General features: G+C 65.5%; 15 protein-coding genes. 9 read left to right on the top strand and 6 right to left on the bottom strand.

Annotation, left to right across the window (positions count from 1 at the left end; translation table 11 throughout):
- Positions 1 to 38: 38 nt before the first annotated feature.
- The 5 genes from ACGI6K_RS08960 to ACGI6K_RS08940 form a co-directional block, all read right to left on the bottom strand.
- Complete coding sequence (locus ACGI6K_RS08960) at positions 39 to 7,559, bottom strand: SDR family NAD(P)-dependent oxidoreductase (RefSeq protein WP_376946555.1); 7,521 nt, start codon at positions 7,557 to 7,559, stop codon at positions 39 to 41.
- 1,240 nt (positions 7,560 to 8,799) lie between these two features.
- Entirely contained in the window at positions 8,800 to 11,040 is a 2,241-nt protein-coding gene (locus ACGI6K_RS08955) for an Orn/Lys/Arg decarboxylase N-terminal domain-containing protein (protein WP_376946558.1), read from the bottom strand.
- Positions 11,041 to 11,096: 56 nt separating this feature from the next.
- Positions 11,097 to 11,831 (bottom strand): DNA polymerase III subunit epsilon, encoded by a 735-nt coding sequence (gene dnaQ / locus ACGI6K_RS08950; RefSeq protein WP_376946561.1) that lies wholly within the window; start codon positions 11,829 to 11,831, stop codon positions 11,097 to 11,099.
- A 16-nt stretch (positions 11,832 to 11,847) separates the two neighbouring features.
- The gene (gene rnhA / locus ACGI6K_RS08945) at positions 11,848 to 12,312 is read right to left on the bottom strand and encodes a ribonuclease HI (RefSeq protein WP_376946564.1); all 465 of its coding nucleotides are present in this window, start codon (positions 12,310 to 12,312) and stop codon (positions 11,848 to 11,850) included.
- Positions 12,313 to 13,077 carry a class I SAM-dependent methyltransferase gene (locus ACGI6K_RS08940; RefSeq protein WP_376946567.1) on the bottom strand — a complete coding sequence of 255 codons (765 nt, stop codon included), beginning with the start codon at positions 13,075 to 13,077 and terminating at the stop codon, positions 12,313 to 12,315.
- A gap of 178 nt (positions 13,078 to 13,255) precedes the next feature.
- On the opposite strand from ACGI6K_RS08940, the gene gloB reads away from it, so the two are divergent.
- From gloB to ACGI6K_RS08895, 9 genes are all read left to right on the top strand, one after another.
- Positions 13,256 to 14,032 carry a hydroxyacylglutathione hydrolase gene (gene gloB / locus ACGI6K_RS08935; protein WP_376946570.1) on the top strand — a complete coding sequence of 259 codons (777 nt, stop codon included), beginning with the start codon at positions 13,256 to 13,258 and terminating at the stop codon, positions 14,030 to 14,032.
- 98 nt (positions 14,033 to 14,130) lie between these two features.
- Positions 14,131 to 15,471 carry a transglycosylase SLT domain-containing protein gene (locus ACGI6K_RS08930; protein ID WP_376946573.1) on the top strand — a complete coding sequence of 447 codons (1,341 nt, stop codon included), beginning with the start codon at positions 14,131 to 14,133 and terminating at the stop codon, positions 15,469 to 15,471.
- Positions 15,472 to 15,636: 165 nt separating this feature from the next.
- Entirely contained in the window at positions 15,637 to 17,466 is a 1,830-nt protein-coding gene (locus ACGI6K_RS08925) for an extracellular solute-binding protein (RefSeq protein ID WP_376946703.1), read from the top strand.
- Entirely contained in the window at positions 17,463 to 19,301 is a 1,839-nt protein-coding gene (locus ACGI6K_RS08920; RefSeq protein WP_376946575.1) for an extracellular solute-binding protein, read from the top strand. The genes ACGI6K_RS08925 and ACGI6K_RS08920 overlap by 4 nt, the downstream gene beginning before the upstream one ends.
- Positions 19,302 to 20,387, top strand: coding sequence for a microcin C ABC transporter permease YejB (locus tag ACGI6K_RS08915; protein WP_376946578.1), 1,086 nt, complete (start codon positions 19,302 to 19,304; stop codon positions 20,385 to 20,387).
- A gap of 2 nt (positions 20,388 to 20,389) precedes the next feature.
- A complete protein-coding gene (locus ACGI6K_RS08910; protein WP_376946581.1) occupies positions 20,390 to 21,409 on the top strand; it encodes an ABC transporter permease in 1,020 nt (339 codons plus the stop codon).
- Position 21,410: 1 nt separating this feature from the next.
- Positions 21,411 to 23,024, top strand: a complete 1,614-nt coding sequence (locus tag ACGI6K_RS08905) for an ABC transporter ATP-binding protein (protein WP_376946584.1) — start codon at positions 21,411 to 21,413, stop codon at positions 23,022 to 23,024.
- A gap of 19 nt (positions 23,025 to 23,043) precedes the next feature.
- Complete coding sequence (fabI, locus tag ACGI6K_RS08900) at positions 23,044 to 23,838, top strand: enoyl-ACP reductase FabI (RefSeq protein ID WP_376946587.1); 795 nt, start codon at positions 23,044 to 23,046, stop codon at positions 23,836 to 23,838.
- A 126-nt stretch (positions 23,839 to 23,964) separates the two neighbouring features.
- Positions 23,965 to 25,311: a uracil-xanthine permease family protein gene (locus ACGI6K_RS08895; RefSeq protein WP_376946590.1), complete on the top strand. Its 1,347-nt coding sequence runs from the start codon at positions 23,965 to 23,967 to the stop codon at positions 25,309 to 25,311.
- Between the two features lie 13 nt (positions 25,312 to 25,324).
- Here the strand turns inward: ACGI6K_RS08895 and ACGI6K_RS08890 are convergent, their stop codons facing one another.
- Positions 25,325 to 26,257, bottom strand: a complete 933-nt coding sequence (locus ACGI6K_RS08890) for a DMT family transporter (RefSeq protein ID WP_376946593.1) — start codon at positions 26,255 to 26,257, stop codon at positions 25,325 to 25,327.
- Between the last annotated feature and the right edge of the window lie 18 nt (positions 26,258 to 26,275).

Genomic DNA, 26,275 nt, shown 5'->3' with positions numbered 1-26,275 from the left:
CGCACCAGCGTGGGAAAAACCTCAACCGTGGGCCGTTCCTAGGATTGGCGCCCCGACTCGCGCCTGTTGCGCAATTGCATCTGTTCGACGATCTGCTCGAGACTCGCGGTGATCACCAGTTCCGATGCGCCGCCATCGCCCCGCCGGATCTGCTCCAGACAATGGCGGGTGCCGATTTCCAGCGGGATCGGGTGAATACTGCGTTCCGCGTAGAACCTAAGCATCTGGTCCCCCACCATGCCGGACTTCCAGGGGCCCCAGTCGATGGCCAGCGCCTGCACGCCGGGCCAGATATGGCCAAGGCTGTCGGCCAGCTTGTTGAGTACCTCGTTGGCCGCGCTGTAGTCGCTCTGTCCGGCATTGCCGAAACGCCCGGCGATGGAGGAGAAGAACAGCACGAACTTCAGGCCCTGCGGACGCAAGCGGGCAGCGAGCACCCGGGCACCGGCAACCTTGGTGTCGTACACCGCGGAGAAGGACTCCAGGCTCTTGTCGCGGATCAGCTTGTCGTCTATGACGCCGGCGCCGTGCAGCACGCCGTCAATGCGTCCCCAGCGCGCATAGATCCCGTCGATCAGTTGGCCGAAGGCCTCGCCGTCGCGCACATCCACAGCGTGATACTCGACCCTGGCGCCGGTCGCCTCCAGGCGCGCGAGGTTGTCGCGGATCTCGCGGTCCTTGAGCAGGCGCTTGAAGACCCGGTCCACCTCGGCCGGCTTCAGCTTCGCCGCGCCCTCGCCGCGCAGCTTGCCGATCAGCACCCGCTTGAGGGATGCCGGGTCGGTGATGGCGCGGGTATCCTCGGCTTCCTCCTCCGGGAGCGGACTGCGCCCCACCAGCACCAACTGCGGGCGGTACTCGCGGCCCAGGGCGGTGGCGATTTCCGCGGTGATGCCGCCGGCGCCGCCGGTGACCAGCACCACTGCGCCCTCCTCCAGGACCAGCGGCCGTGTTGCGGCGTCGGCCGGCTGCGGGCCCAGTTCCAGTTCGAAGCGCCCTTCGGCGTCGTGACCGACTTCCAGCGCGGGCGCCTGCGCGGCCCATTCGCCGAGCACCCGCTCGACCCTCTCGCCGACCTTGAGGGCCGGCGCCAGGTCGATGCACTTGACGTGCACCTCGTCGCCCCACTCCCGCGCCGCCGACTTGGCGACGCCCAGGGTGCCGGCCGACTCGAAAGGCAGCTCGCGCGAGCGCCCGAGGCCGAAGCGGCCGTCCAGCGCGGTGACGTTGAGCAGCCAACCGGCTCCGGCGCGGGCGGCGGCCTTGAGGTCCTGGTCGAAGACCTTGCACAGCAGGAACAGGACCTTGGCCGGGATGATGGCCGCCCCTTCCCCGCCCGGCACGCCGAGCAGATTGACGAGGGTGCCGATCCGCGCCTCGCCGAGCAGTTCGCGCAGCGCTTGCAGCGACTCCAGCGAGCCGGGGTCGAATTCAAAGCGACCACCGCCCAACGTGCGGTTTTCCTTGCCGGGAACGATCTGCTTCACCTGGTGCCCGGCCTGGCCGAAGGCGACGCGGAAGGCGCTGGCCAGTTCCGAGTCGTCCCCCACCAGCAGGACCGGCCGGCCGGCCGAGGGGTGCGCTGCGCCGACCTCGCCCAACGGCACGGCGACGGGCCTTGGGATGTAGCAGCGCACGACCTGTTCCGGTGCGATTTCGATTGCGGACTCCGCCGTCTCAGCCAGCGATGCTGACGGCGGAGTCAGTGCTTTTTTTGCGGCTTGCTCTCCTTCTCCCGCGGCCACGGAGTCCTGGAGCCGATCGTACCAGGCGATGATCTCGCCGAGCGTCTTGAAGCCGGCGAGCTCCTCGAACACGGCCTCCTCGTCGCGCCCGTGCATCAGATTATGGCGATCCTTGAGCTGGCTCAGGACCTCGATGCGCTTGATCGAGTCGATGCCCAGATCGGCCTCCATGTGCGCGTCCAGATCGAGCATCTCTTCCGGATAGCCGGTGCGCTCGGCGACCGCTTGCAGCAGATCGGCCTTGAACGCCTCGGTGGAAGCCAGGTCGGCGGGCGCGGCGGCCTTGACCGCCGGAGCTGATGCGGCGACCGACAGCCTGGGCGCCTCGGCGCGCTCCTCGTTGCGCTGGGCCGAACCCTCGATGGTGGTGGCGGCCTGGGATTCGCGGCCGACTGGCAGGCCGGCGGCGTGCAACGACAGCACCTGGGCCGGCAGTACCGGCGCCGGCGCGGGCGCCAGCCCGGCTTGGGAGACCACCTGCAGGTTGGGACGCGACTCACCGCCCCCTGCCAGCTCGGCTCCGGCGAGGCTGCTCTGGAAATCGAGGAACTGGCGCAGCGTTTCCTGCTGGTCGCGTTGCAGCGCGATGAATTGCGCGATGACTTCCTGGACATATGCGACGTTCAACAGCGATGGAGCCTCCATCGTTGCCGGGAGTTCTCCCGTACGTAGCTTGTTGTCGTTTGCCATGCTGAACCTCCGTTGTGGCGCGTGGCGGTTTACGTTGACCGGAGTTGCCGCCGGTCGGGCGAAACTGACATGGGCGACGGTCGAAGCGCCCGTGAGCGGCTGTGCCTGGGGTTTCGGCGCCACCGGCTGCGAGTCGGGCACCGCGGCCGGCGCCTTCGACGCGGCGGCCGCGAAAGCCTGGACGAGCGTCGGACGAGCCTTGGCCGGCGCGTTCCAGGGCAGCGCGCGGGCACCGTTGACCCGCCAGATCAGCGGGCCGGGCACGGCCTTGTCCTTGGCCCGGGCGAACACCTGCGCGACCGCCAGCGCCTCGTAGCCGCGCCCCCTGAACCAGCGGCCGAAGTCCAGCGGCAGGCCGAGCACGAACGCCTGGCCGAGCAGATGGGCGAGCTGCACCCAGCCACCGCGTCCGGGCGCCTCGATGCCCAGCGCGTAGTGCGGACGGTCGGCGAGGATGCGGTCGACCAGGCCGGTCAGCACCAAGCCCGGACCGGACTCGATGAACACGCGCGCACCGGCCTCGTATAACCGTTCGATTTCCTTGACGAAGTGCACCGGCTCAGTCATGTGCTCGACCAGTAGCGCGCGCATGGCTTCGGGCTCCGCCGGATAGGCGTCGCCGCTGGTATTGCTGAACACCGGCAGCCGGGCCGGGGCGAACTCGATCTTCGCCAGCTCGGCGGCCAGGCCCTCGCGCGCGTCGGCCATCGCCGGCGAGTGGAAGGCGGCGCTGACCGGCAGCACCTTGACGCGCAGCGACTCCTTGCCCAGCACCCTGGCCGTGGCCTCGATGGCTTCCGGCGAGCCGGCGACTATGGTCTGGTCGGCGGCATTCAGGTTAGCCAGGCTGACGTTCAGGCCGTACTGCTCGATCAGCGCGCGGACGCGAACCTCGTCGGCGTCGATCGCCGCCATGGCGCCCGGATTGCTCCGCCCGGCCTCGGCGGCGAGACGGCCACGGACCTCCGATAGATGGATGAAGTCGTCCAGGCCGATCACCCCGGCGGCATGCAGGGCGACGTACTCGCCATAGCTGTGCCCGGCGACGAAATCCGGCTTCAGCCCGTAGTCGCCGAGCACCCGGAGCGCGGCGCTGTCGACCACTCCGAGCGCCGGCTGGGCGACCTGGGTCGCGTTCAGCGCGCTCTGTTGGCGGGCGCGCTCCTCGTCGCTGAACACCGGCAGCGGATAGATGTAGCGCGACAGCGGCTGCTCCAGGCGCTCGGCGAGCAATCTGTCGGCGCGCTCGAACAGGTCGTGCAGTTCGGGCAGGGAGCTGGTCAGGTCGGCCAGCATGCCGATCCGTTGCGATCCCTGGCCGGGGAACAGGAAGCAGACGCCGCCGGTTGCCGGCCCTTCGCGAAAGAACACCCCTTGCGGGTACTTCGCTTCGCTTTCCCGCCCCTGCAATGCCTTCAGGGCCAGCTCCAGCTTGCCCTTGAGCTCGCCGCCGGAAGCGGCGAGCAGGGCTAGCCGGCAGTCGCCGTCGCCGGCCGTTGCCTGCTCCAGGTGCAGCGAGTAGGCGAGCTGGGCGACATCGAGCTGCTCGGGGTGCTCCAGGGCATCGAGCAGGCGCTGCACCCGTTCGCGCACCTGGGCACGATCCTGGCCACGGAAAACGAAGGGCTCGGCATTGCGCGGATGCAGGTCGACGATGTCGCTGTCGCGGTAGGCGCCGCCGTACTCTTCCATCACCACGTGGAAGTTGGTGCCGCCGAAGCCGAAGGCGCTGACCCCGGCGCGGCGCGGATGGTTCGTGGCATTCAGCCAGGGCCGGGTTTCGGTATTGATGTAGAAGGGCGAGCGGCCGAAGTCGATCTTCGAGTTCGGCGTCTCGACACCGATGGTCGGCGGTAGCACGCGCTGCTTGAGCGCCAGCGCGGTCTTGACCAGCGCCGCCAGACCGGCGCTGACCTTGGTGTGGCCGATCATCGACTTGACCGAACCCACGGCGCAGGACTGGGCGGCCATGCTGGTCTTGCCGAAGGCGAGGTTGAGCGACTCGATCTCCGACTTGTCGCCGAGCGCGGTGCCGGTGCCGTGGGCCTCGATCAGGCCGATGCTGGTCGGATCGACCGCGGCGTCCTCGTAGGCGCGCTGCAAGGCGGTGACCTGCCCCTGCGGGTGGGGCGCGGTGAGGCTGCGGTTGCGGCCGTCGCTGGAGGCGCCGATGCCCTTGATCAGCGCGTAGATACGGTCGCCGTCGCGCTCGGCGTCGCCCAGACGCTTGAGCACCAGCGCCACCACGCCCTCGCCCAGGGCGATGCCGTCGGCGTTGTCGTCGAACGGCCGGCTGCGGCCGCGCGGCGACAGGGCATGGGTCTGGGCGAAGCAGAGAAAGCCGACCGGATTGTTGGTGGCATCCACAGAACCGACCACGGCGACATCGGCGTCGTGGCTGCGCAACTGGCGGATGCCCGCGTCAAGAGCCGCCAGCGACGAGGCACAGGCCGCGTCGACGATGAAGTTGGTGCCGCGCAGGTCGAAACGGTTGGCGATCCGACCGGCGATGACGTTCTCAAGGATGCCGGGGAAGGAGTCCTCGGTCCACTTGGGCAGGTCGTGCTCGTAGAGTGCCTCCGTCAGTTGCCTGGCGGCCTCCTCGGGCAACCCGTCGATCCGCGGCAGGTAACGGGAAAGCAGACTACGGAAGATATAGTCGCAGCCCAACTCATTCATCCCGCCGGCGGCGAAGATGGTCGCGGTGCGCTCTTTGGCGAACGAACGGCGGTCGAAACCGGCGTCGGCCAGCGCCTGGCGCACCACGTCGAGGGCGAGCAACTGCACCGGCTCGATCGATTTCAAGCTGGCCGGCGGGATGCCGTAGAGCGACGCATCGAACTGGATGTCGTCTATGAAGCCGCCCCACTTCGAGTAGGACTTGTCCGGCGTGCCGCGCCGGGGATCGAAAAAGTCCTCGGGGCGCCAGCGCTCCGCGCTCACCTCGCGGATCGCGTTGACCCGGTGGATGATGTTCTGCCAGTAGGTGCGCAGATCGTTGGCGCCGGGCAGCAGGCTGGCCATGCCGACGATGGCGATGTCGCTCTCCGCGGCCACGCGCCTGGCCACGCGCTTGCGCGGCAGACGCTGCTCGGCCTGGGCCAGCACCGCGCCGCAGCCCTCCGACACCGCGCCGTGCAATTCCGCGATGCTCAGCGCGCGGGAGCGCAGGCGGGCGACCTCGCCGAGCATGTACATGCCCTCGCGGCGTTGGTCCTCGATGGGAATCTGCACGTAGCGGGAAGCGCTTGCCGAGCGGTCCGGGTTCTGGCTGACGCCCTTGGAGGCCATGCGCAAACGGCCGATGTTGAACAGCTCCAGCACCTTGAGCACCTTCTCCGGGCTCTCCAGGGCCAGCAGCATGTCGCGCCGGGTGCGGTTGAACTCGTCGCAGAAAGGCGTCACTGCGCAGCGGGTGTACATGCCCTTGCCGGATTGCAGCAGGGTGGTTTCCCTGCAGGCGATGGCCTGGGACTGGAACTCCGGCAGGATCGCGCCGCTGTCGACGATTTCATGGGTGAACAGATAGGCGGTGCCCATGATCACGCCGATCTTCATGCCGCGCTCGACCAGCGGCGCGGCTAGGGCGGACACCATCGCCGCCGACAGTTCGTCGTGGATGCCGCCGGCGAACAGGAGCTGAACCGACGCGGGATCGTCGATCTCGATCGAGGTCAAGGTCTCGATGGCCGACTCCCAGAGGATGAAGCTGCTCAGCGGGCCCGTATGGCCGCCGCACTCGCCCCCCTCGAAGATGAACTTGCGGGCGCCGTCCTTGACGAAGCCCTTGAGCAGTCCGGGCGAAGGCACATGCAGGTAAGTGCTGATGCCGATGGCTTCCAAATCGCGGGCCTGGCCGGGACGCCCGCCGGCGATCAGCGCGAAGCGCGGCTTGATCTGGCGGACCACTTCAAGCTGGGCCTGGCGCAGCTCCAGCGGCATGAAACCGAGGATGCCGACCCCCCAGGGCTTGTCGCCGAGCAGTTCGGCGGTCTTGGCCAGCAGGCTTTGCACCTGCTCCTGGCGCATCACCGACAGAGCGATGAACGGCAGCCCGCCGCCATCGGCCACGGCCTTGGCGAAACCCGCCACGTCACTGACCCGGGTCATCGGACCCTGGACGATCGGATAGCGGGTGCCGTGCAGTCGCGCCAGCGGCGAATCCGGTTCCAGCGCACGCTGTGCACGAGCAGCGCGCAAGGCCTGTTCGGTGCCGCTGGAAAGCGCGGCGAGGATGCGCCCGACGGTACCGTGGCGGCGCGCCAGGGCTGCGGCCAGAGCGATGTCCTCGCCCATCTGCAGCAGCGGGCTGTCCGCCCGGGCCAGCGATTCGAGCAGCAGGGTCTCCCAGTCGTCGCCCCTGATCACCGCCTGTTCGAGCGCCTCGAGCCGCTCGCGAGCGGCTCGGCCGAACAGGCGGAAGGAGCGTTGTTCGGGACCGATCAGCACGCTTTCGCTGCCATCCAGGGCCGCCCAGGCGCGGGCCTGCGGGGTGCCGACGAAGGGGCTTTCGTCGGCCAGCCAGAGTTGCTCGCAGAGCACCGCGCCGGCGGCGCCGGCGAGCACCGCGGCGGCGGTGGCATGGGCACCCATGCCGCCCTGCACCCAGTAGGGGATGTTGACCCGGCCGTGCAGTTCCTGGAGCAGGATAAAGCTCGAATGGCGGCTGACCCAGCCGCCGGACTCGTGTCCCTTGAGGATCAGCCCATCGCAGCCGGAAGCCTCGGCGGCCAGCGCCGAGGGCAGGTCCCAGACCTCGACGAAGATCTTGCGAGCCAGGCGCTTGATCTTCTTCTTCAACGCGGCCAGCTCCTTGGGCTGCATCCCGGTGAACACCAGATCGTCCGGCTTGAGACCGGCGAGCACCAGGATCGGCACACGCTGCGGAATGAATTCGGCCAGTTGCTCGAGGCCGCGTTCGGCGGAGCCGAAGGTATCCCAGCGGATACCCCACTGGGCATTCGGCCCGGCATTGGCGGCCAGGCTATCGATGGCCGCCCTGGTAGTTTGCGGAGCGTTGTGACAACCCAGGTCGAAGATGCCGATTTCTCCAGCACGACAGGCGGCAATCGCAATCCTGGAGTCGAGATACCCGGCGGGTGTTATCGCAATATGACTAGCCATTTGATCATCCTGCTCTCAAAAAGATGCGCTTTCGGCGCAAGCTTTTGTTCCTTGTTCGAGCCGCTGCACACACTGCTCGCGTTCGACTGGCATGGCCCCGGCTACCGTTAGAAAGCGGGAAATGCCATTCAATTGATATCGCCCGAGGATCGACGAACGGACCGGGAAGGCGGTCTTCGCCTCTTGCCCGACGAAATGGCCTCGGATCATCGAACATGCGATATCGACATGCTTGGCTTTCACACTACCGGCGAAACAAAGCGTACTCGGAATTGCCGGCGATTTATTCAGACGTCACTGGGAAAGTGAATCCCGAATCAAAATCGAATTCGCACAAATCCATGAAGGCGATATGGCATCGATACTGCACTAGCACCACAAGACAGAAAAAACACTTTTTATGCATCACAAAAAACAACGAGCGAAACGGCAATTAAGATAAAACCATAAATCGCACAAGCGATCATCGCCAACAGGCAACTCGGGAGACCAAACCGTCTCGAAAATTGGAGTCGCCGCGATAGGCTATCGCCGGACGTAAATTTTTACAAAAAAATACAAACTATTGATTTAGAAAATTTTATTAAAAAATAACACCGCCTAAAAAGAATCCATTAGATTTGCCTTGGCACGATAAACATGCCATCGAACGCTCTCTCGCACAATCTACCTACAACTGTAAAAAGTATGCAAACTTCGTTAGCACAACGAATTTCAATAGCAAAAAGCAATTTTATGCAATGCAAAATATCACTGAAAATTCTCATCTCCAGCCTTCATGATGATTACAACTCCAATAAATCGAAGTGCGATATCAGCCTATCCACCGACCGAAACAGAGATTGCCATGCACATCTATCGACAGGACAACTAAGACCATCTTGTAAAACCGTCTCGAAAATCGAAAAGTTGCCATGGAAATTTACGCGAACAACGCACGGAGTTTCCCGACGAAAAATATCTAAATGCCATCGCGCTTGTTTTTCAAGAGTTTTTTCGTAAAGCCTGGAAACAGTTGCTCAATGAACCCCATGCACTTCATGGAGGCCCGCGAGACCGGGATATTCGAAACGGCGATCGGCAGACCGATAGTCGTCCGGCTGCCGCGAAGTCTCGGAATATCTCGGATGACGGCTGTATATGTATATATGGAGGTGGATTACCGAAGCGCATCGTCTAGCGAGGGGGCGCAAACTTGGCGCAAAAGCCTACGCCAAGCCCATCCGCGTCGATCAATGGATCAACATAGACAGTCGACCGTGTAGACCCGCCCTTGCGGACCCTCTTCATGCTGCAGGCCGTGTACGTCCAGGCCGAATCCCGGAAAGCGCGCATCGAAGGCGCGGGTGGAATGCAGGTACTCGACGATCGCCCTGGTGGTCCGGGTGAAGCGCTCGCCCGGCATAATCAAGGGAATACCCGGTGGATAGGGCACCAGCATCACCGCCGCGATGCGCCCCTCGAGATGCTCGATGGGCACCGCCTCGACCTCGCCGCGCACCAGCTTGTCGTAGGCATCCGCCGGCTTGAGGGCGATCTCCGGCAACAGGTTGTACAAGTGCTTGAGCGCCTTGGCCCGAGCACTTTGCCGGTTGAAGTCGTGCAACTGGTCGCACAAATCGCGCAGCCCCATGCCGGCATAGCGGGTACCGCCGGCCCCGGCGATGGATGGCAGCACCTGTTCCAGCGGCAGGTTGGCGTCGTAACAATGCTTGAACTCCAGCAACTCGGTCAGCAGGGTGCTCCACTTGCCCTTGGTGATGCCCATGGAGAACAGCACCAGGAAGGAATACAGGCCAGTCTTTTCCACCACCAAGCCACGCTCCCACAGGAAGCGGCCGACCACCGCCGCCGGAATGCCTTGCTCGGCGCGCCCCAGCCCCGGAGTCACCAGGGTGACTTTGATCGGATCGAGCAGCACATAATCCTCCGGCAAGGCATCGAAACCATGCCAGTCGGCCGCCGGGGTCAACAGCCAGTCGGCGGCGTTCCCCGGCCCCCCGGTCGCGCCGAGCGGCGGCTGCCAGATATCGAACCACCAATCGTCCGCCGCCAGGCCCTGGCGTAGATTGGCCAGGGCATGGCGGAAGCTGAGCGCCTCGTCGAAGGTCTCCTGGATCAGCGAGCGGCCGGCCGGCCCCTCCATCATCGCCGAGGCGACATCCAGCGAAGCGAGGATGCCGTACTGCGGCGAGGTCGAGATGTGCATCATGAAGGCTTCGTTGAAGCGGTCGCGGTCCAGTTGCCGGCGTCCGCCGTCCTGCACGTGGATCATCGAGGCCTGGCTGAAGGCCGCCAGCAGCTTGTGGGTGGAGTGGGTACTGAACACCAGCGGAGCATCCGGCGAGCGCGTGGTGCCCATGCCGTAGCGCCCGGCATAGAACTCATGGAAGGCGGCGTAGGCGAACCAGGCCTCGTCGAAGTGCAGCACCTCGACGCTATCGCCCAGGGTCCGCTTGATCAGCTCGGCGTTGTAGCAGAGGCCGTCGTAGGTGGAGTTGGTCACCACGGCGAGCTTCACCCGCGGCTCGCGACCGCGGGCCAGGGGGTTGGCGGCGATCTTCGCGGCGATCGACTCGCGGCTGAATTCGCTGAGCGGAATCGGCCCGATGATGCCCAGTTCGTTGCGCTCCGGCACCAGATAGAGGGGAATCGCTCCGGTCATGACGATGGCATGGACGATCGACTTGTGGCAGTTGCGGTCGACCAGCACTAGGTCATCGCGGGCGACCATGGAATGCCAGACGATCTTGTTGGCGGTCGAGGTGCCATTGATCACGAAAAAGGTGTGATCGGCGCCGAAATTGCGGGCCGCCCTGAGCTCCGCCGCGGCCAGCGGGCCGGTGTGGTCGAGCAGCGAGCCGAGTTCCGGCACCGACACCGAGAGATCGGAGCGCAGGGTGTTCTCGCCGAAGAACTGGTGGAACGCCTGGCCCACCGGGCTCTTGCGGTAAGCCACGCCGCCGCCGTGACCGGGCGTGTGCCAGGAGTAGTTGGACTGCAGGGTGTGCTCGACCAGTGCTCTGAAAAAGGGCGGCAGCAGCCCGGCCAGGTAGCCGCGGGCGGCGCGGGCGACTTGGCGGGCCAGGAAGGGCACGGTGTCCTCGAACAGATAGAGGATGCCGCGCAACTGGTGGAGGTTGGCCATCGCCTCGGCCGGAGCGTTCTCGATGGTGATCCGCTCGCCGAGGGCGAAGATCGGCAATTGCGGAGCACGGGCACGGGCGAGGCGGATCAGCTCGAGCATGTCCTGTAGCAGGCGCGGGTTTTCCCCCGCCCCCTCGGCGGCGACCAGGACGCAGGCCAGGCCGTGGTGGGTCGAGGCGACAATGCGTCCTTCGCTGGAACTGGCGCTGGAAAGGATACTGAAGCCGTTCTGCTCCAGTTCTCGGGCAATCGCCCGTACGCGCTCGCCGGCAACGCTGTCGGCCTTGAGGTCGCGATGGACGATGAGAATCGAAAAATCGAGATCTTTGTACACGAACCATGTCCCGAGGAGGATTTGCCTCAGGATAAGCCAAGGCGACGGCCTTCCGGCTATTGCTGCTGCGCCTGCTCCATCTGCAGCCACAACGCCGGAGCGCCGGCGGCCTTCTCGATCGCCGCCAGCCGCTCGGCGTGCGCGGCCAACTCCTGCTCGCCGGCGCGGATCACCCGGGTGCGCTGGCGCTCCGGCGACAACCGGCGGATCGCCGAAGCCTGGGCACGGCCCCCGTTCTCGCTCCCTTCGCCGGACAGCGACAGGTGCGTCTGCCCACCGGTCATGGCCAGCCAGACGTCGGCGAGGATCTCGGCGTCGAGCAGCGCGCCGTGCAGGTCGCGGTTGGAGTTGTCGACGTCGTAGCGCTTGCACAAGGCGTCGAGGCTGTTGCGCTGGCCGGGATGGCGCTCGCGGGCCATCAGCAGGGTGTCGAGCACCGTGCAATGGGCATTGATATCGGCACGCTCGGTCTGTCCCAGCCGGGAGAATTCGTCCTCGATAAAGCCGATATCGAACGCCGCATTGTGGATGATCAGTTGGGCGCCCTTGATGAACTCGAAGAACTCCTCGGCGATATCGGCGAACCGCGGCTTGTCGGCGAGAAAATCGTCGGTAATGCCGTGCACCGCGACGGCGCCCTCGTCCACCGCGCGGTCCGGCTGCAGATAGACGTGAAAATGCCGCCCGGTGAGACGCCGCCCCTGCAGCTCGACACAACCGATCTCGATGATCCGGTGGCCTTCGGTCACCGGCATGCCGGTGGTTTCGGTATCCAGTACGACGCTGCGCATATTCTGTCGCTCTCCTCTAGACGCCGTGTTTCTTCTGCTTCTGCGCGCGGGCGGCGGCGACGCCGCGATTGGCCAGCAGGTCGGCGCGTTCGTTGCCGGGATGGCCGGTATGCCCGCGCACCCAGCCCCAGGTGACCCGATGGCGGCCGACCTGCTCGTCGAGCTGCTGCCAGAGATCGGCGTTTTTCACCGGCTGGCGCGCGGCGGTCTTCCAGCCGCGCTTCTTCCAGTTCGGCAACCATTCCTGGATTCCGCGCATCACATATTCGGAGTCGGTGGTCAGATGCACCTCGCAGGGCCGCTTGAGCTCGGCCAGCGCGCGGATGGCCGCGGTCAGTTCCATGCGATTGTTGGTGGTTTCCACCTCGCCGCCCCAGAGTTCGCGCTCGACGCCCTGGCAGACCAGCAGCGCGCCCCATCCTCCGGGACCGGGGTTGCCCTTGCAGGCTCCATCGGTATAGATCTCGACCTTATCGCTCACTCAAGCCTCATGTTTCGACGACGCACGCCCGCTGACCTTGACCACCGGCAGCGGCAGCAGCTTGCCGATGGGCTCCCGGCGAGTCTGCGGCAATGGCCGCAGGCCGACCACCAGCTTGCGCACCACCAGCAGGTAGAAACCGCCGCCCGGCATCTGCCAGGACTCGCCCCAGGACTCCAGGCGCGCGGTGCGGGATTGCCAGGCGCGGGATGAAAGCGGCGGACGATAGCATCCGAAGCGACGTTTCTCCAGCGCGAAACCGAGCAACGACAGCCAGTCCCCGACCCGGCTGGAACCGATGCAGCGGGCCTGGCGCAGCGCATCGCTGGCGAAAAGGCGGCGCAGGCCCCAGAGGCTGCGCGGATTGATGCCGACCACCAGGAGATGGCCGCCGGGGCGGACGCTGCGCGCCGCCTCGCGCAGCAACGCGTGGGGCGACAGGCTGAAGTCCAGGGCGTGCTGCAGCACCACCACGTCGGCGGCATGTTCGGCTATCGGCCAGGCCTGCTCCTCGCAGAGGATCTGCACGCCCGGCAGGGGCGCGCCCAGGCGCACGCAGCAACGGATCTGCGCCGTCCCCTCGAAGTCGCCCGGCGGACCGTAATGCACCAGATAACCGCCGAAGAAGCGCGCCAGCTCCTCCTTGAGCAGGCGTCGCTCCTCCTGCAGCATCTGCTGCCCCAGGGGCGTGGCGAACCATTCCCGGGCGTCACGCACCAGTGACAGCCAGCGGGGATCGGCGTTGGCGAAGGGTCGGTCGCTCATGAAAACTCCCTGCGTGCAAACGCTCGGTCTAAGATGGAACGAATCCTTTTAAGTTTAGCGGTCGCCAGCGTCAACACACCCCGTTGCCGCGAGCCCTTCAACCTCGATGGACAGACCCGACAGGAGAATGCGGAACCGCCCAGCAAGACCGCGATGCCAGGGCGCCCGCGAAAACGGCATGGTACGGATAGATGCTCTCCCCGCCTTCCAGGACAACTACATATGGCTGCTGCAAGATCCCACCACCCGGCGCATCGCCGTGGTCGACCCCGGCGATGCGACGCCGGTGCTCGTCTGGCTGGAAGCGAATCCCGGCTGGCAGCTCGCCGATATCCTCATCACCCACCATCACGCTGACCACATCGGCGGCGCGGAAACCCTCAAGCGAACGACCGGGGCCCAAGTGCTGGGTCCCGACGACGAGCGCATCCCGGCACGGGATGTGACGCTGCACGACGGCGAAAGCATCGAGGTCCTCGGCTGCGCCTTCAGGATTCTCGAAGTGCCCGGCCACACCCGCAGCCACATCGCCTATTTCCATGCCGCCGCACAACCCTGGCTGTTCTGCGGCGACACCCTGTTTGCCGCCGGCTGCGGGCGTCTCTTCGAGGGCACGCCGGGCCAGATGCGCCGATCGCTGGAGCGGCTGGCCGGGTTGCCCGGAACGACCCTGGTCTACTGCAGCCACGAATACACCCTGAGCAACCTGCGTTTCGCCCAGGTGGTGGAACCGGACAATCCCGCCATCGCCCGGCGCCTAGCCGAGGTGACCGCTTGGCGAAACGCAGGAAGCGGCAGCCTGCCGTCGGAACTAGCCCTGGAACGGAAAACCAACCCTTTCCTGCGTACCGGCGAAACATCCGTCAAGGAAAGAGTGGCCCGCCGCTGTGGTCAGTCATTGCTTGACCCAGATCAAGTTTTCGCGGAGTTGCGGGCATGGAAGGACAATTTCTAGACAACTACCAACAGTTTACGGACTCCCGACGGGTTGACCCTGCTTCGGGACGCTTTCTAGAATCGGCCCACTTTTTTGCCCGGACTGTCCGCTCGCCCATGTCAAAGTCACTTTTAGGAGGCGTTGTCCCAGGTGTTCTGGCGAGGCGTAGCCCGCTCCTCGTCGCCCTCCTGGCCACCGCACTGGCAGGCTGCCAAAGTACCAATCAGCGACCCGATGACGAATATTCGCGCCTGGTCGCAAAGCCCAAGCGCGAAACACTGTGGCTGAAACGGGCCGCCACCGATCAGCCTCAGGACATCTGGGTACGCATGCGCGAAGGTTTCGCGCTGCAGGACGAGATAGATGTCAACCCGCGCATCGAGCGCCAACGCCTGTGGTTCGTCAGCAACCCGTTGCACATCGACAAGGTCAGCGAGCGCGGCGCCCTCTACATACATTACATCGTCGAGCGCCTGGAAGAACGTGGCATGCCGCTGGAACTGGCCTTGCTGCCGGTCATCGAGAGTGCTTACAACCCGCTCGCCTATTCCCGCGCCCATGCGGTGGGCCTCTGGCAGTTCATTCCCTCCACCGGTCGCGACTACAACCTGCATCAGACCCAGTGGTACGACGGTCGTCGCGACATCACCGCCTCCACCCAGGCGGCGATCGAGTACCTCTCCAAGCTTCACGACATGTTCAACGGCGATTGGCTGCTCGCCCTGGCCTCCTACAACGCCGGCGAGGGCACGGTCAGCCGGGCCATCGAGCGCAACCGCCGGCTCGGCCTGCCCACCGACTACTGGAACTTGCCGCTGCCCAAGGAAACCCAGGACTACGTGCCCAAGCTGTTGGCCCTGTCCCAGGTGATCATGACTCCCGAAGCCTATGGCATCAGCCTGAGCCCGATCGCCAACGAGCCCTATTTCGATCGGGTGGAGATCGGCGGCAGCATGGAGCTGTCGCGCCTCGCCGAGATGGCCGGCATAGACAAGGGCGAACTGCTGCGGCTGAACCCGGCCTACAAGCGCGGCATCACCCTGGACGGCCCCCAGTACCTGCTAGTGCCGACCGAAAGCGCCGAACGGCTGCAGCTCAGCCTGGGACGCACGCCCGAGCAACTGGCCGAATGGCGGAAACAGCGCCTGGCCGCCATCAACAGCGGCGTCCGCCCGAGAAGGCCGGAACTGCATCGGACCTTCAGCCTGCAGCAGGCCACCACGCCGCCCAGCGCCGCACGGCTACTGGCCCTGGAGGAAGAGCGGCCGCCGCGGCGGACATCCGTCGCCAGCAAGAAGCGCAAGGCGGTGACCTACTACAAGGTGCGCAAGGGGGATTCGCTCCACCGCATCGCCCAGCGCTTCCAGGTGGACACCAAGACATTGCAGCGCTGGAATTCCCTGAGCGGCCGGACCATCCGCCCGGGGCAGACCCTGACCCTCTTCTTGGCGAACTGACCGCGGCCGGCGATGTCCGATCCCGAGTTCCGCGAAAGTTCGCCGTCTTCCGCCCCCGTCCGACACGATGAGGGGCCGGGAGCGCAAGCTTTTTCCAAGGCTGACAAGCTGTTACTGTAGCGGCCCGAATGTCCAGAAGTCGCCATGGATCGGACCCTCCTATCGATGCGTCCCCTCTGCCTGCTGTTGCTCAGTCTGCTCGCGAGCGGGCCGGTGGTCGCGCGCATCACCGAAAGCCATGGCTACGCCCAGTTCGGCGTGCTCAAGTATCCCGTCGGTTTCCAGCATCTCGACTGGGTCAACCCCGAGGCCCCCAAAGGGGGCACGCTGCGCCTGATGGCCCTCGGCACCTTCGATACGCTGAACCCCTACAGCTTCAAGGGAACCAGCCCGTCGGCGACGGCCGACTTCCTGCAGTACGGCATCAACGAGCTGAACGAGCCGCTGATGGCCGGCTCCGGGATCTACGATCCCTCCGGGGACGAGCCCACCTCCAGCTATGGCCTGATCGCCGAATCCGTCGAATACAACGAAAGCCGCAGTTGGGTGGTGTTCAACCTGCGCCAAGCGGCCCGCTTCCATGACGGCAAGCCGATCACGGCTCAGGATGTGGCCTTCTCCTACCGCCTGCTCAGCCAGGAGGGCCATCCCCAGTACCGTGCCGAGCTGCGCGAGGTGCAGCGGGTCGACGTCCTCGGCCGCCACCGCATCCGCTTCGTCTTCAAGCGCTCGGACAATCCGCTGCTGATCTTGCGCCTCGGCGAGTTGCCGGTGCTCCCTCAGCACTACTGGAAGAACCGCGACTTCAAGGCCACTACCTTCGAGCCGCCCCTGGGCAGCGGCCCCTACCGCATCGCTCAGGTGCAGCCGGGGCGCCGCCTGGTGTTCGAGCGAGTGAAGAACTGGTGGGGCGCTAAGCTGCCGATCAACCGCGGAAAGTACAACTTCGACCGGGTGGACGTGGACTTCTACCGCGACAGCGACGTCGCCTTCGAGGCGTTCAAGGCCGGGCAGTTCGACTTCTATATCGAGCACCAGGCGAAGAACTGGGCCGGAGGCTACCATTTTCCGGCCGTACAGGCGGGCCAAGTGATCCGTGCCGAGATCCCGCACCGGATTCCGACCCAGACCCAGGCGCTGTTCATGAACACCCGCCGCAGCACCTTCGCCGACGCCAGGGTGCGCGAGGCCCTAGGGCTGATGTTCGATTTCGAATGGACCAATCGCGCCCTGTTCTACGGCGCCTATCGGCGCGCCGAGAGCTACTATCCGAACAGCGAGTTTTCCGCCTCCGGCAAGCCAGAGGGGGAAGAGTGGCTGCTGCTTTCCAGGTATCGCCAGCAATTGCCCGAGCGCCTGTTCCGCGAGCCTTTCCCGATGCCGAAGACCGACGGCCACGGCATCCCGCGCGAAACCCTGCGCCGAGCCCTGAACCTGCTCGGCGCGGCCGGCTGGAAGCTCTCCGGCCAGCGGCTGGTCGATGCCCGCGGCCAGCCGCTGCGCTTCGAGATCCTACTGGTCAACCCCAGCCTGGAGCGCATTCTCCAGCCCTATAGCGAAAACCTCGCCGGCATCGGTATCGAGGCGCAGTTGCGTACCGTGGATCGCGCCCAGTACAAGCAGCGGCTGGACCATTTCGACTACGACATGATTCTGCTGACCCTGCCGCAGACCCTCAGCCCCGGCCTGGAGCAGTGGTTCTACTTCCATTCCAGCCAGATTGGCGTGAAGGGCGGCAAGAACTATGCGGGCATCGCCAACCCGGTGGTCGACGGCCTGCTGGAAAGTCTGCTGGTGGCGCAGACCCGGGAGCAGCAGGTCGCCGCCGCCCGCGCCCTGGATCGCGTCCTGCTCTGGCAGCACTACAGCATCCCCAACTGGTACATCAATCAACACCGCCTGGCGTACCGCAACCGGTTCGCCTTCGTCACCACGCCGCCCTATACGCTGGGCCTGCGCGCCTGGTGGCTGAAGACCAAGGAGAACGACCGATGACCCATTCCCTGCGCACCCTGCTCCACGGCGCCGGCCTTTTGCTGCTCGGTTTCGCCGGCCTGGTCCAGGCAGATCCGCAGCACGCCATCACCCTGTACGACGAGCAGCCCAAGTACCCGGCCGACTACCAGCACTTCGAGTACGTCAATCCGGACGCACCGAAGGGAGGCACGCTGCGCCTGGCCGACTACGGCGGCTTCGACAGCCTCAACCCCTTCATTCCCAAGGGCAACGTGGAACAACGCATCGGCATGGTCTACGACAGCCTGACCTACCATGCGCAGGACGAGCCCTTCAGCGAATACGGCCTCATCGCCGAGAAGATCGAGAAAGCCCCGGACAACGGCTTCGTGCGCTTCTACATCAATCCCAAGGCGCGCTTCCACGACGGCCGGCCGGTCACTGCCGAGGACGTGAAGTTCACCTTCGAGACCCTGATCGAGCACGGCGACCCGATGTACCGCCACTACTACGCGGACGTCGCCCAGGTGGTGGTCGAGGAGCCGCTGAAGGTACGCTTCGACTTCAAGCACCGCGACAACCGCGAGCTGCCGCTGATCCTCGGCCAGTTGCAGATCCTGCCCAAACACTGGTGGGAAAGCCGCGACTTCACCAAGACCAGCCTGGAACCGCCGCTCGGCAGCGGGCCGTACCGTGTCGCCAAGCTGGAATCCGGTCGCTCCATCCGCTATGAGCGGGCCGCGGACTGGTGGGCCAAGGACCTGCCGGTCGCCCGCGGCCAGTACAACTTCGATGCCATCGTCGTCGACTACTACCGCGACATGTCGGTCGCCCTGGAAGCCTTCAAGGGCGGCCAGTTCGACCTCAACCTCGAATACTCCGCCAAGGATTGGGCCACCGGCTACGAATCCGCCGCCCTCAATGACGGCCGGATGATCAAGAAGGCCATCCCCAACCACAATCCGGTCGGCATGCAGGCCTTCGCCTTCAACATCCGCCGGCCCCTCTTCCAAGACCGCCGCGTGCGCGAAGCGCTCGGCCTGCTGTTCGACTTCGAATGGTCGAACAAGCAACTGTTCTTCGGCTCCTACAAGCGCACCAGCAGCTACTTCGAGAATTCGGAAATGGCTGCCCACCAGTTGCCTGACGAGGAGGAGCTGACGATTCTCGAACCCTTGCGCGAACAGTTGCCGCCGCAGGTGTTCAGCGAGGTCTACCGACCGCCGGTGACCAACGGCGACGGCATCATCCGCGACCAGAAGCGGCGTGCCTACCAGTTGCTCCAGGAAGCCGGCTACCGCATCGAGAACGACCGCATGGTCGGCCCCGACGGCAAGCCGCTAGCCTTCGAGTTCATGCTCCACCAGGCCAACCTGGAACGCATCCTGCTGCCCTACAAGCGCAACCTCGGCGAACTCGGCATCGACATGCAGATCCGCCGCGTCGACGTTCCCCAGTTCATCAACCGCATGCGCAACCGCGACTTCGACATGACCAGCGCCACCTGGCCGCAGTCCAACTCGCCGGGCAACGAACAGCGCGAGTTCTGGCATTCCAGCAGCGCCGACAATCCCGGCAGCCGTAACTTCATCGGCCTGCGCGATCCGGCCATCGACCAACTGGTCGAAAGCTTGATCCGCGCCGACTCGCGGAAAAGCCTGGTCGCCCACGCCCGCGCCCTCGACCGCGCACTGCAGTGGGGTTTCTATGTGGTGCCCAACTACCACGTGGACACCTGGCGCATCGCCTACTGGAACAGGTTCGGCCAGCCGCAGAAGACCCCGCTGTACGACTACGGCCTGATGACCTGGTGGCAGAACAGCGACAAGCCACTACCCCAGGACGCAGCGGCGGCGCGACAGGAAGCTCGCTAGATGCTGGCCTACATCCTGCGCCGCCTGCTGCTGATCGTGCCGACGCTGTTCGGCATCCTGCTGCTCAATTTCGTCATCATCCAGGCCGCCCCCGGCGGTCCGGTGGAACAAACCATCGCCAGGCTGGAAGGCTTCGACGCCGCCGCCGGCGGTGCCACCGGCCGAGTTTCCGGCGGCGGCGGCGAAGTTTCCGGGGGCAGTTCCCACTATCGCGGCGCTCAGGGCCTGGACCCCGATCTGATCGCCGAGATCGAGCGCATGTACGGCTTCGACAAGCCGGCCCACGAGCGTTTCTGGCTGATGCTGACCAACTACCTGAAGCTAGACTTCGGCGAGAGCTTCTTCCGCGACGCCAAGGTCACCGACCTGATCCTCGAGAAGATGCCGGTGTCGATCTCCCTGGGGCTGTGGAGCACCCTGATCATGTACCTGGTGTCCATTCCCCTGGGGATCGCCAAGGCGGTGCGCCACGGCAGCGCCTTCGACGTCTGGACCAGTTCGGCGATCATCGTCGGCTATGCGATCCCGGCTTTCCTGTTCGCCATCCTACTCATCGTGCTGTTCGCCGGCGGCAGCTATTTCGACTGGTTCCCGCTGCGCGGGCTGACCTCGAACAACTTCGACGAACTCAGCCTGGGCGGCAAGATCCTCGACTATTTCTGGCACCTGACCCTGCCAGTGACTGCCCTGGTGATCGGCAACTTCGCCACCCTCACCCTGCTGACCAAAAACAGCTTCCTCGACGAGATCAACAAGCAGTACGTGGTCACCGCGCGCGCCAAGGGCCTGTCGAAGAACCGCGTGCTCTACGGGCACGTGTTCCGCAACGCCATGCTGATCGTCATCGCCGGTTTCCCCTCGGCCTTCATCGGCTTGTTCTTCACCGGCTCGCTGCTGATCGAGGTGATCTTCTCCCTCGACGGCCTCGGCCTCCTGAGCTTCGAGGCGGCGATCAACCGCGACTATCCGGTGGTGTTCGGCACCCTCTTCATCTTCACCCTGCTGGGACTGGTCGTGAAACTGATCGGCGATCTTACCTACACCCTGGTCGATCCACGCATCGACTTCGAAAGCCGGGAGAGCTGAGCATGAAACTGACTCCCCTCAACCGGCGCCGGCTGGAACTCTTCAAGGCGCACCGGCGCGGCTGGTGGTCGCTCTGGCTGTTCCTCGCGCTGTTCGCCGCAAGCCTCGGCGCCGAGCTGATCGCCAACGACAAACCGCTGCTGGTGCGCTACGACGGCGACTGGTACTTCCCGGTGTTCAAGCGCTACCCGGAAACCACCTTCGGTGGCGAGTTCCCGCTGACCACCAACTACAAGACCCCCTATATCCGGGACCTGATCGAAGAGAAAGATGGCTGGATGCTCTGGCCGCCGATCCCTTTCAGCTATTCGAGCATCAACTACGAATTGACCGTCCCGGCACCGGCGCCACCGTCGCGAGTCAACTGGCTGGGTACCGACGATCAGGGCCGTGACGTGCTTGCCCGGGTCATCTATGGCTTCCGCATCTCGGTGCTGTTCGCCATCACCCTGACCCTGCTCAGTTCGCTCGTCGGTGTCGTCGTCGGCGCCCTGCAGGGCTTCTACGGCGGCTGGGTCGATCTGCTCGGCCAGCGCTTCCTGGAAATCTGGTCCGGCCTGCCGGTGCTCTACCTGCTGATCATCCTGGCCAGCTTCGTCCAGCCCAACTTTTGGTGGCTGCTGGGCATCATGCTGCTGTTCTCCTGGATGAGCCTGGTCGACGTGGTGCGCGCCGAGTTCCTGCGCGGCCGCAACCTGGAGTACGTACGCGCGGCCCGCGCCCTGGGCATGAGCAACGGCGCCATCATGTACCGGCACATCCTGCCCAACGCTATGGTCTCGACCATGACCTTCATGCCCTTCATCCTCACCGGCGCCATCGGCACCCTCACCGCCCTGGACTTTCTCGGCTTCGGCCTGCCGCCCGGCGCGCCGTCCCTCGGCGAACTGGTCGCCCAGGGCAAGGCTAACCTGCAATCGCCCTGGCTGGGGATCACCGCCTTCGTGGTGCTGGCGCTGATGCTCAGCCTGCTGGTGTTCATCGGCGAGGCGGCGCGCGATGCCTTCGACCCGAGGAAGTGAAATGAACGATTCGCAGAACCTCATCGAGATCCGCGACCTCGCGGTCGAGTTCGTCGGCGGCGATCGCCTGGAGCGCGTGGTGGAAGGCGTCAGCTTCGACATCCGGCGGGGCGAAACCCTGGCCCTGGTCGGCGAAAGCGGTTCAGGCAAGTCGGTCACCGCCCACTCGATCCTGCGCCTGCTGCCCTATCCGCTCGCCCGCCATCCGTCCGGTAGCATCCGCTATGCCGGCCAGGACCTGCTCCGGCTCGACGAGCGCCGGCTGCGCGGCATCCGCGGCAATCGCATCGCCATGGTCTTCCAGGAGCCGATGACCTCGCTGAACCCGCTGCACAGCATCGAGAAGCAGATCAACGAGGTTCTCGCCCTGCACAAGGGTCTGCGCGGCGCGGCAGCCACCGCGCGCACCCTGGAGCTGCTCGAACTGGTCGGCATTCCCGAGCCGCACAAGCGCCTCAAGGCCTATCCCCACGAACTTTCCGGCGGCCAGCGGCAACGGGTGATGATCGCCATGGCGCTGGCCAACGAACCCGAATTGCTGATCGCCGACGAGCCGACTACGGCGCTGGACGTCACCGTGCAGTTGAAGATCCTCGAGCTGCTCAAGGACCTGCAGGCCCGCCTGGGCATGGCCTTGCTGCTGATCACCCACGACCTCAACCTGGTGCGGCGCACCGCCCACCGGATCTGTGTCATGCGCGGCGGGCGCATCGTCGAACAGGCCGGCTGCGAGGAAATCTTTCATGCGCCGAAGCATCCCTATACTCAGGAGTTGCTCGGCGCCGAACCCAGCGGGGAGCCGGCGGACAACCCGGTCGGCGAGCCGCTGCTGGAGGTCGAGGACCTGCGCGTCTGGTTCCCGATCAAGAAGGGCCTGCTGCGCCGTACCGTCGATCACGTCAAGGCGGTGGACGGCATCGGCTTCAGCCTGCGTCGCGGACAGACCCTGGGCATCGTCGGGGAAAGCGGTTCCGGCAAGTCCACCCTCGGCCTGGCGATCCTGCGCCTGCTTGCCAGCCAGGGCTCGATTCGCTTCCGCGGCCAGACGCTGAACGGTCTGTCGCAAGGCGAGATCCGCCCCCTGCGACGGGAGATGCAGGTGGTCTTCCAGGACCCCTTCGGCAGCCTCAGCCCGCGCATGTCGGTGGGGCAGATCGTCGGCGAGGGCCTGCGTATCCACCGCCTCGGCACACTGGCCGAACAAGAGCAGGCGATCGTCGAGGCGCTGCGCGAGGTCGGCCTGGACCCGGAAACCCGCCACCGCTACCCGCACGAGTTTTCCGGCGGACAGCGGCAGCGGATCGCCATCGCCCGGGCACTGGTGCTGAAGCCGGCACTGATCCTGCTGGACGAGCCCACTTCGGCGCTCGATCGCACGGTACAGCGCCAGGTCGTCGAGCTGCTGCGCTCGTTGCAGCGCAAGTACGACCTGACCTATCTGTTCATCAGCCACGACCTGGCGGTGGTCAAGGCGCTCAGCCACCAGTTGATGGTGGTCAGACAGGGACAGGTGATCGAACAGGGGGCTGCGCGGGATATCTTCGCCGCTCCGCGACATACTTATACACGGCAGTTGCTGGAAGCCGCCTTCCTGGCTCCCGGCAGCGCCGATTAACTAGAAGAGGAACTGATCCATGGGATTTCTCGCCGGTAAGCGCGTACTGATCGTCGGCGTCGCCAGCAAACTGTCCATCGCCTCCGGTATCGCCGCCGCGATGCACCGCGAAGGTGCCGAACTGGCCTTCACCTATCAGAACGACAAGCTCAAGGGTCGGGTCGAGGAGTTCGCCGCCGGCTGGGGCTCCGGCCCCGAGCTGTGCTTCCCCTGCGACGTGGCCAACGACGAGGACATTGCCAGGGTCTTCGAGGAACTGGGCAAGAAGTGGGACGGCCTGGATTGCATCGTCCACTCGGTCGGCTTCGCGCCCGGCGACCAGCTCAACGGCGATTTCACCGAGGTCACCAGCCGCGACGGCTTCAAGATCGCCCACGACATCAGCGCCTACAGCTTCGTCGCCCTGGCCAAGGCCGGCCGCGAGATGATGAAGGGCCGCAACGGCAGCCTGCTGACCCTGTCCTACCTGGGCGCCGAGCGCACCATACCCAACTACAATGTGATGGGCATGGCCAAGGCCAGCCTGGAAGCCGGCGTGCGCTACCTGGCCGCCAGCCTCGGCCCGGAGGGCACCCGCGTCAACTGCATCTCCGCCGGGCCGATCCGCACCCTGGCCGCCTCCGGCATCGCCAGCTTCCGCAAGATGCTCGCCGCCAACGAGCGCCAGACGCCCCTACGCCGCAACGTGACCATCGAGGAAGTCGGCAACGCCGGCGCTTTCCTCTGCTCCGACCTGGCCTCGGGCATCAGCGGCGAAATCCTCTACGTCGACGGTGGCTTCAACACCACCGCCATGGGGCCGCTGGAAGACTGACCCGTCCGCCTTGCAGGCTGGCGGTCCGCACGATCGCCAACGACAATGCCCGCATCGCAGGATGCGGGCATTGTCGTTTCCGTGCCCATCTCTATGCATCCCTTTCTGTCCGAGGTCGATGTCGCCATGCACGAGCAATCCCCCGCCGAACTGATCTACGGTCTGGACGACCGCCCTGCCCCGCTTCCCGCCTTCTTTGCCGCACTGCAGCACATCCTCGCCAGCTTCGTCGGCATCATCACCCCGCCATTGGTGATCGGCACGGTGCTCGGTCTGGGCGAGCAGTTGCCCTACCTGATCAGCATGGCGTTGCTGGTTTCCGGTGTCGGCACCTTTCTCCAGGCTTGGCGGCCGCTGGGCATCGGTGCCGGGATGATCTGCCTGCAGGGCACCAGCTTCACCTTCCTCGGCGCGGTGCTCGCCGCCGGCCTGCTGGCCAAGAGCCGCGGCGGCGGCCCCGAAGAGATTCTCGCGCTGATTTTCGGTGTGTGCTTTCTCGGCGCCTTCGTGCAGGTCGTTCTCAGCCGCTTCATCGGCCAGTTGCGTCGAGTGATAAGTCCGCTGACCACCGGCATCGTCATCACCCTGATCGGCACCAGCCTGATCAAGGTCGGCATCACCGATATCGGCGGCGGCTTCGGTGCCGCGGATTTCGGCGCCCCGGGCAATCTCGCGCTGGGTGCGCTGGTGTTGCTGACCATCGTCCTGCTCAACCGCTCCCGTCGGCCCCTACTGCGCCTCTCGGCGATCGTCGTCGCCCTGGCTTTCGGCAGCTTGGTGGCTTGGCTGTCCGGCCGGCTGGTCCCCCAGGCCTTGCCGGAACTGCCGACGCTCAGCGTGCCGCAGCCCTTCCGCTACGGTTTCGATTTCGCCTGGGCGGCTTTCGTGCCGGTGGCGCTGGTCTACCTGATCAGCACCATCGAGACGGTCGGCGACCTCACCGCGAACTGCCTGCTGTCGCGCCAGCCGATCTCCGGTTCGCCCTATCTGGACAGACTCAAAGGCGGCGTGCTCGGCGATGGCGTCAGTTGCCTGATCGCCGCCAGCCTCGGTGCCTTTCCCAACACCACCTTCGCGCAGAACAACGGCGTGATCCAGATGACCGGCGTGGCCAGCCGCCATGTCGGCCTCTACATCGGCATCATCCTCGTCGCCTTCGGCCTGATCCCGGCACTCGGCGCGCTGCTGCAGCAGATCCCCAAGCCGGTGCTGGGCGGTGCCACCCTGATCATGTTCGGCAGCGTCGCCGTGGCCGGCATCCGCATCCTCGCCCGGACCACCCTGGACCGTCGCGACACGCTGATCGTCGCCGCCTCCCTCGGCATCGGCCTGGGCGTCGCCGCACAGCCGCAACTCTTGCAGCAGATGCCCGAACTCGTGCGCAACCTGTTCGATTCGGCGATCACCAGCGGCGGCCTGACGGCGATCCTCCTCGACCTGTCGCTACCACGCGAGGAAAGCGCCAGGCCCTGAAGCCGGAATCCGGTTAGGGCCGCGATTCGCCGGCCGGCAGCAGCGCGCCGCCGGACACGGCCGGACGGCGCATGGTCAGCGCGATTCCGGCGAAGACCAGGGCGATGCCGGCCAGGTGATAAAGATGCGGCCGCTCGCCCAGCAGCAGCGCAGAGAGAATGGTGCCGAACACCGGCATCAGGTGGATGAACAGCGAGCCCCGCGCCGGCCCGATGGCGGCGACGCCAGCGTTGTAGCAGAGAAACCCTAAGAAAGCCGCCACCACGCCCGCGTAGAGGATGCCGCCGATGGACTGGACATTGAGCACGATCGAACGTCCCTCCGCGACCTCCCAGGCATAGGCCGGTGCCTGGGCCACCAGGCCGATCGCGATGCACGCCGCCAGGAGCAGCATCGGGTGCACGCCCTGCGGGCGCCACTGCAGGCCCACGGTGTAGAGTCCCCAGGACAGCACCGCCGCGAGCATCCACAGATCGCCGATGTTCAGGCTAAGGGCTAGGAGCTTGTCCAGGCTGCCCTGGACCACCAGAGTCAATGCTCCGGCCAGCGAAACGATCACGCCAAGGGCCTCTTGGCAGCTGAGACGCTTGCCGAAAAGCAGGAAAGCCAGAGCGATGGTCGCCACGGGAATGAAGGAGTTGAGCAGGATGGCGCTGGTCGCCGTGGTGTATTGCAGGGCGATGTAGGAAAAGGTGTTGTAACAGCCGACGCCCAGCACGCCGAGCAGGAGCAGCGGCCGCCAACCCGCGCGCAGGGCCGGCCATTGCTTGCGCAGATGCGGCAGGGCGAGCGGCAGCACCAGCAGGAAGGCGATGGTCCAGCGCCAGAAGGCCAGCCCCACCGGCGGCAGGTCGCCACGCAAGCCACGGCCCATGACCATGTTTCCCGACCAGAACAGCGATGCTAGGGTGAGCAGCAGATAGGGATTGGTCAGCAATCGCTTCATCGGGACATCCAATGCAGA

It is taken from the genome of Azorhizophilus paspali (genome assembly GCF_043587585.2).
Lineage (GTDB): Bacteria > Pseudomonadota > Gammaproteobacteria > Pseudomonadales > Pseudomonadaceae > Azotobacter > Azotobacter paspali.
This window is presented reverse-complemented; position numbering and strand designations above follow the sequence as displayed.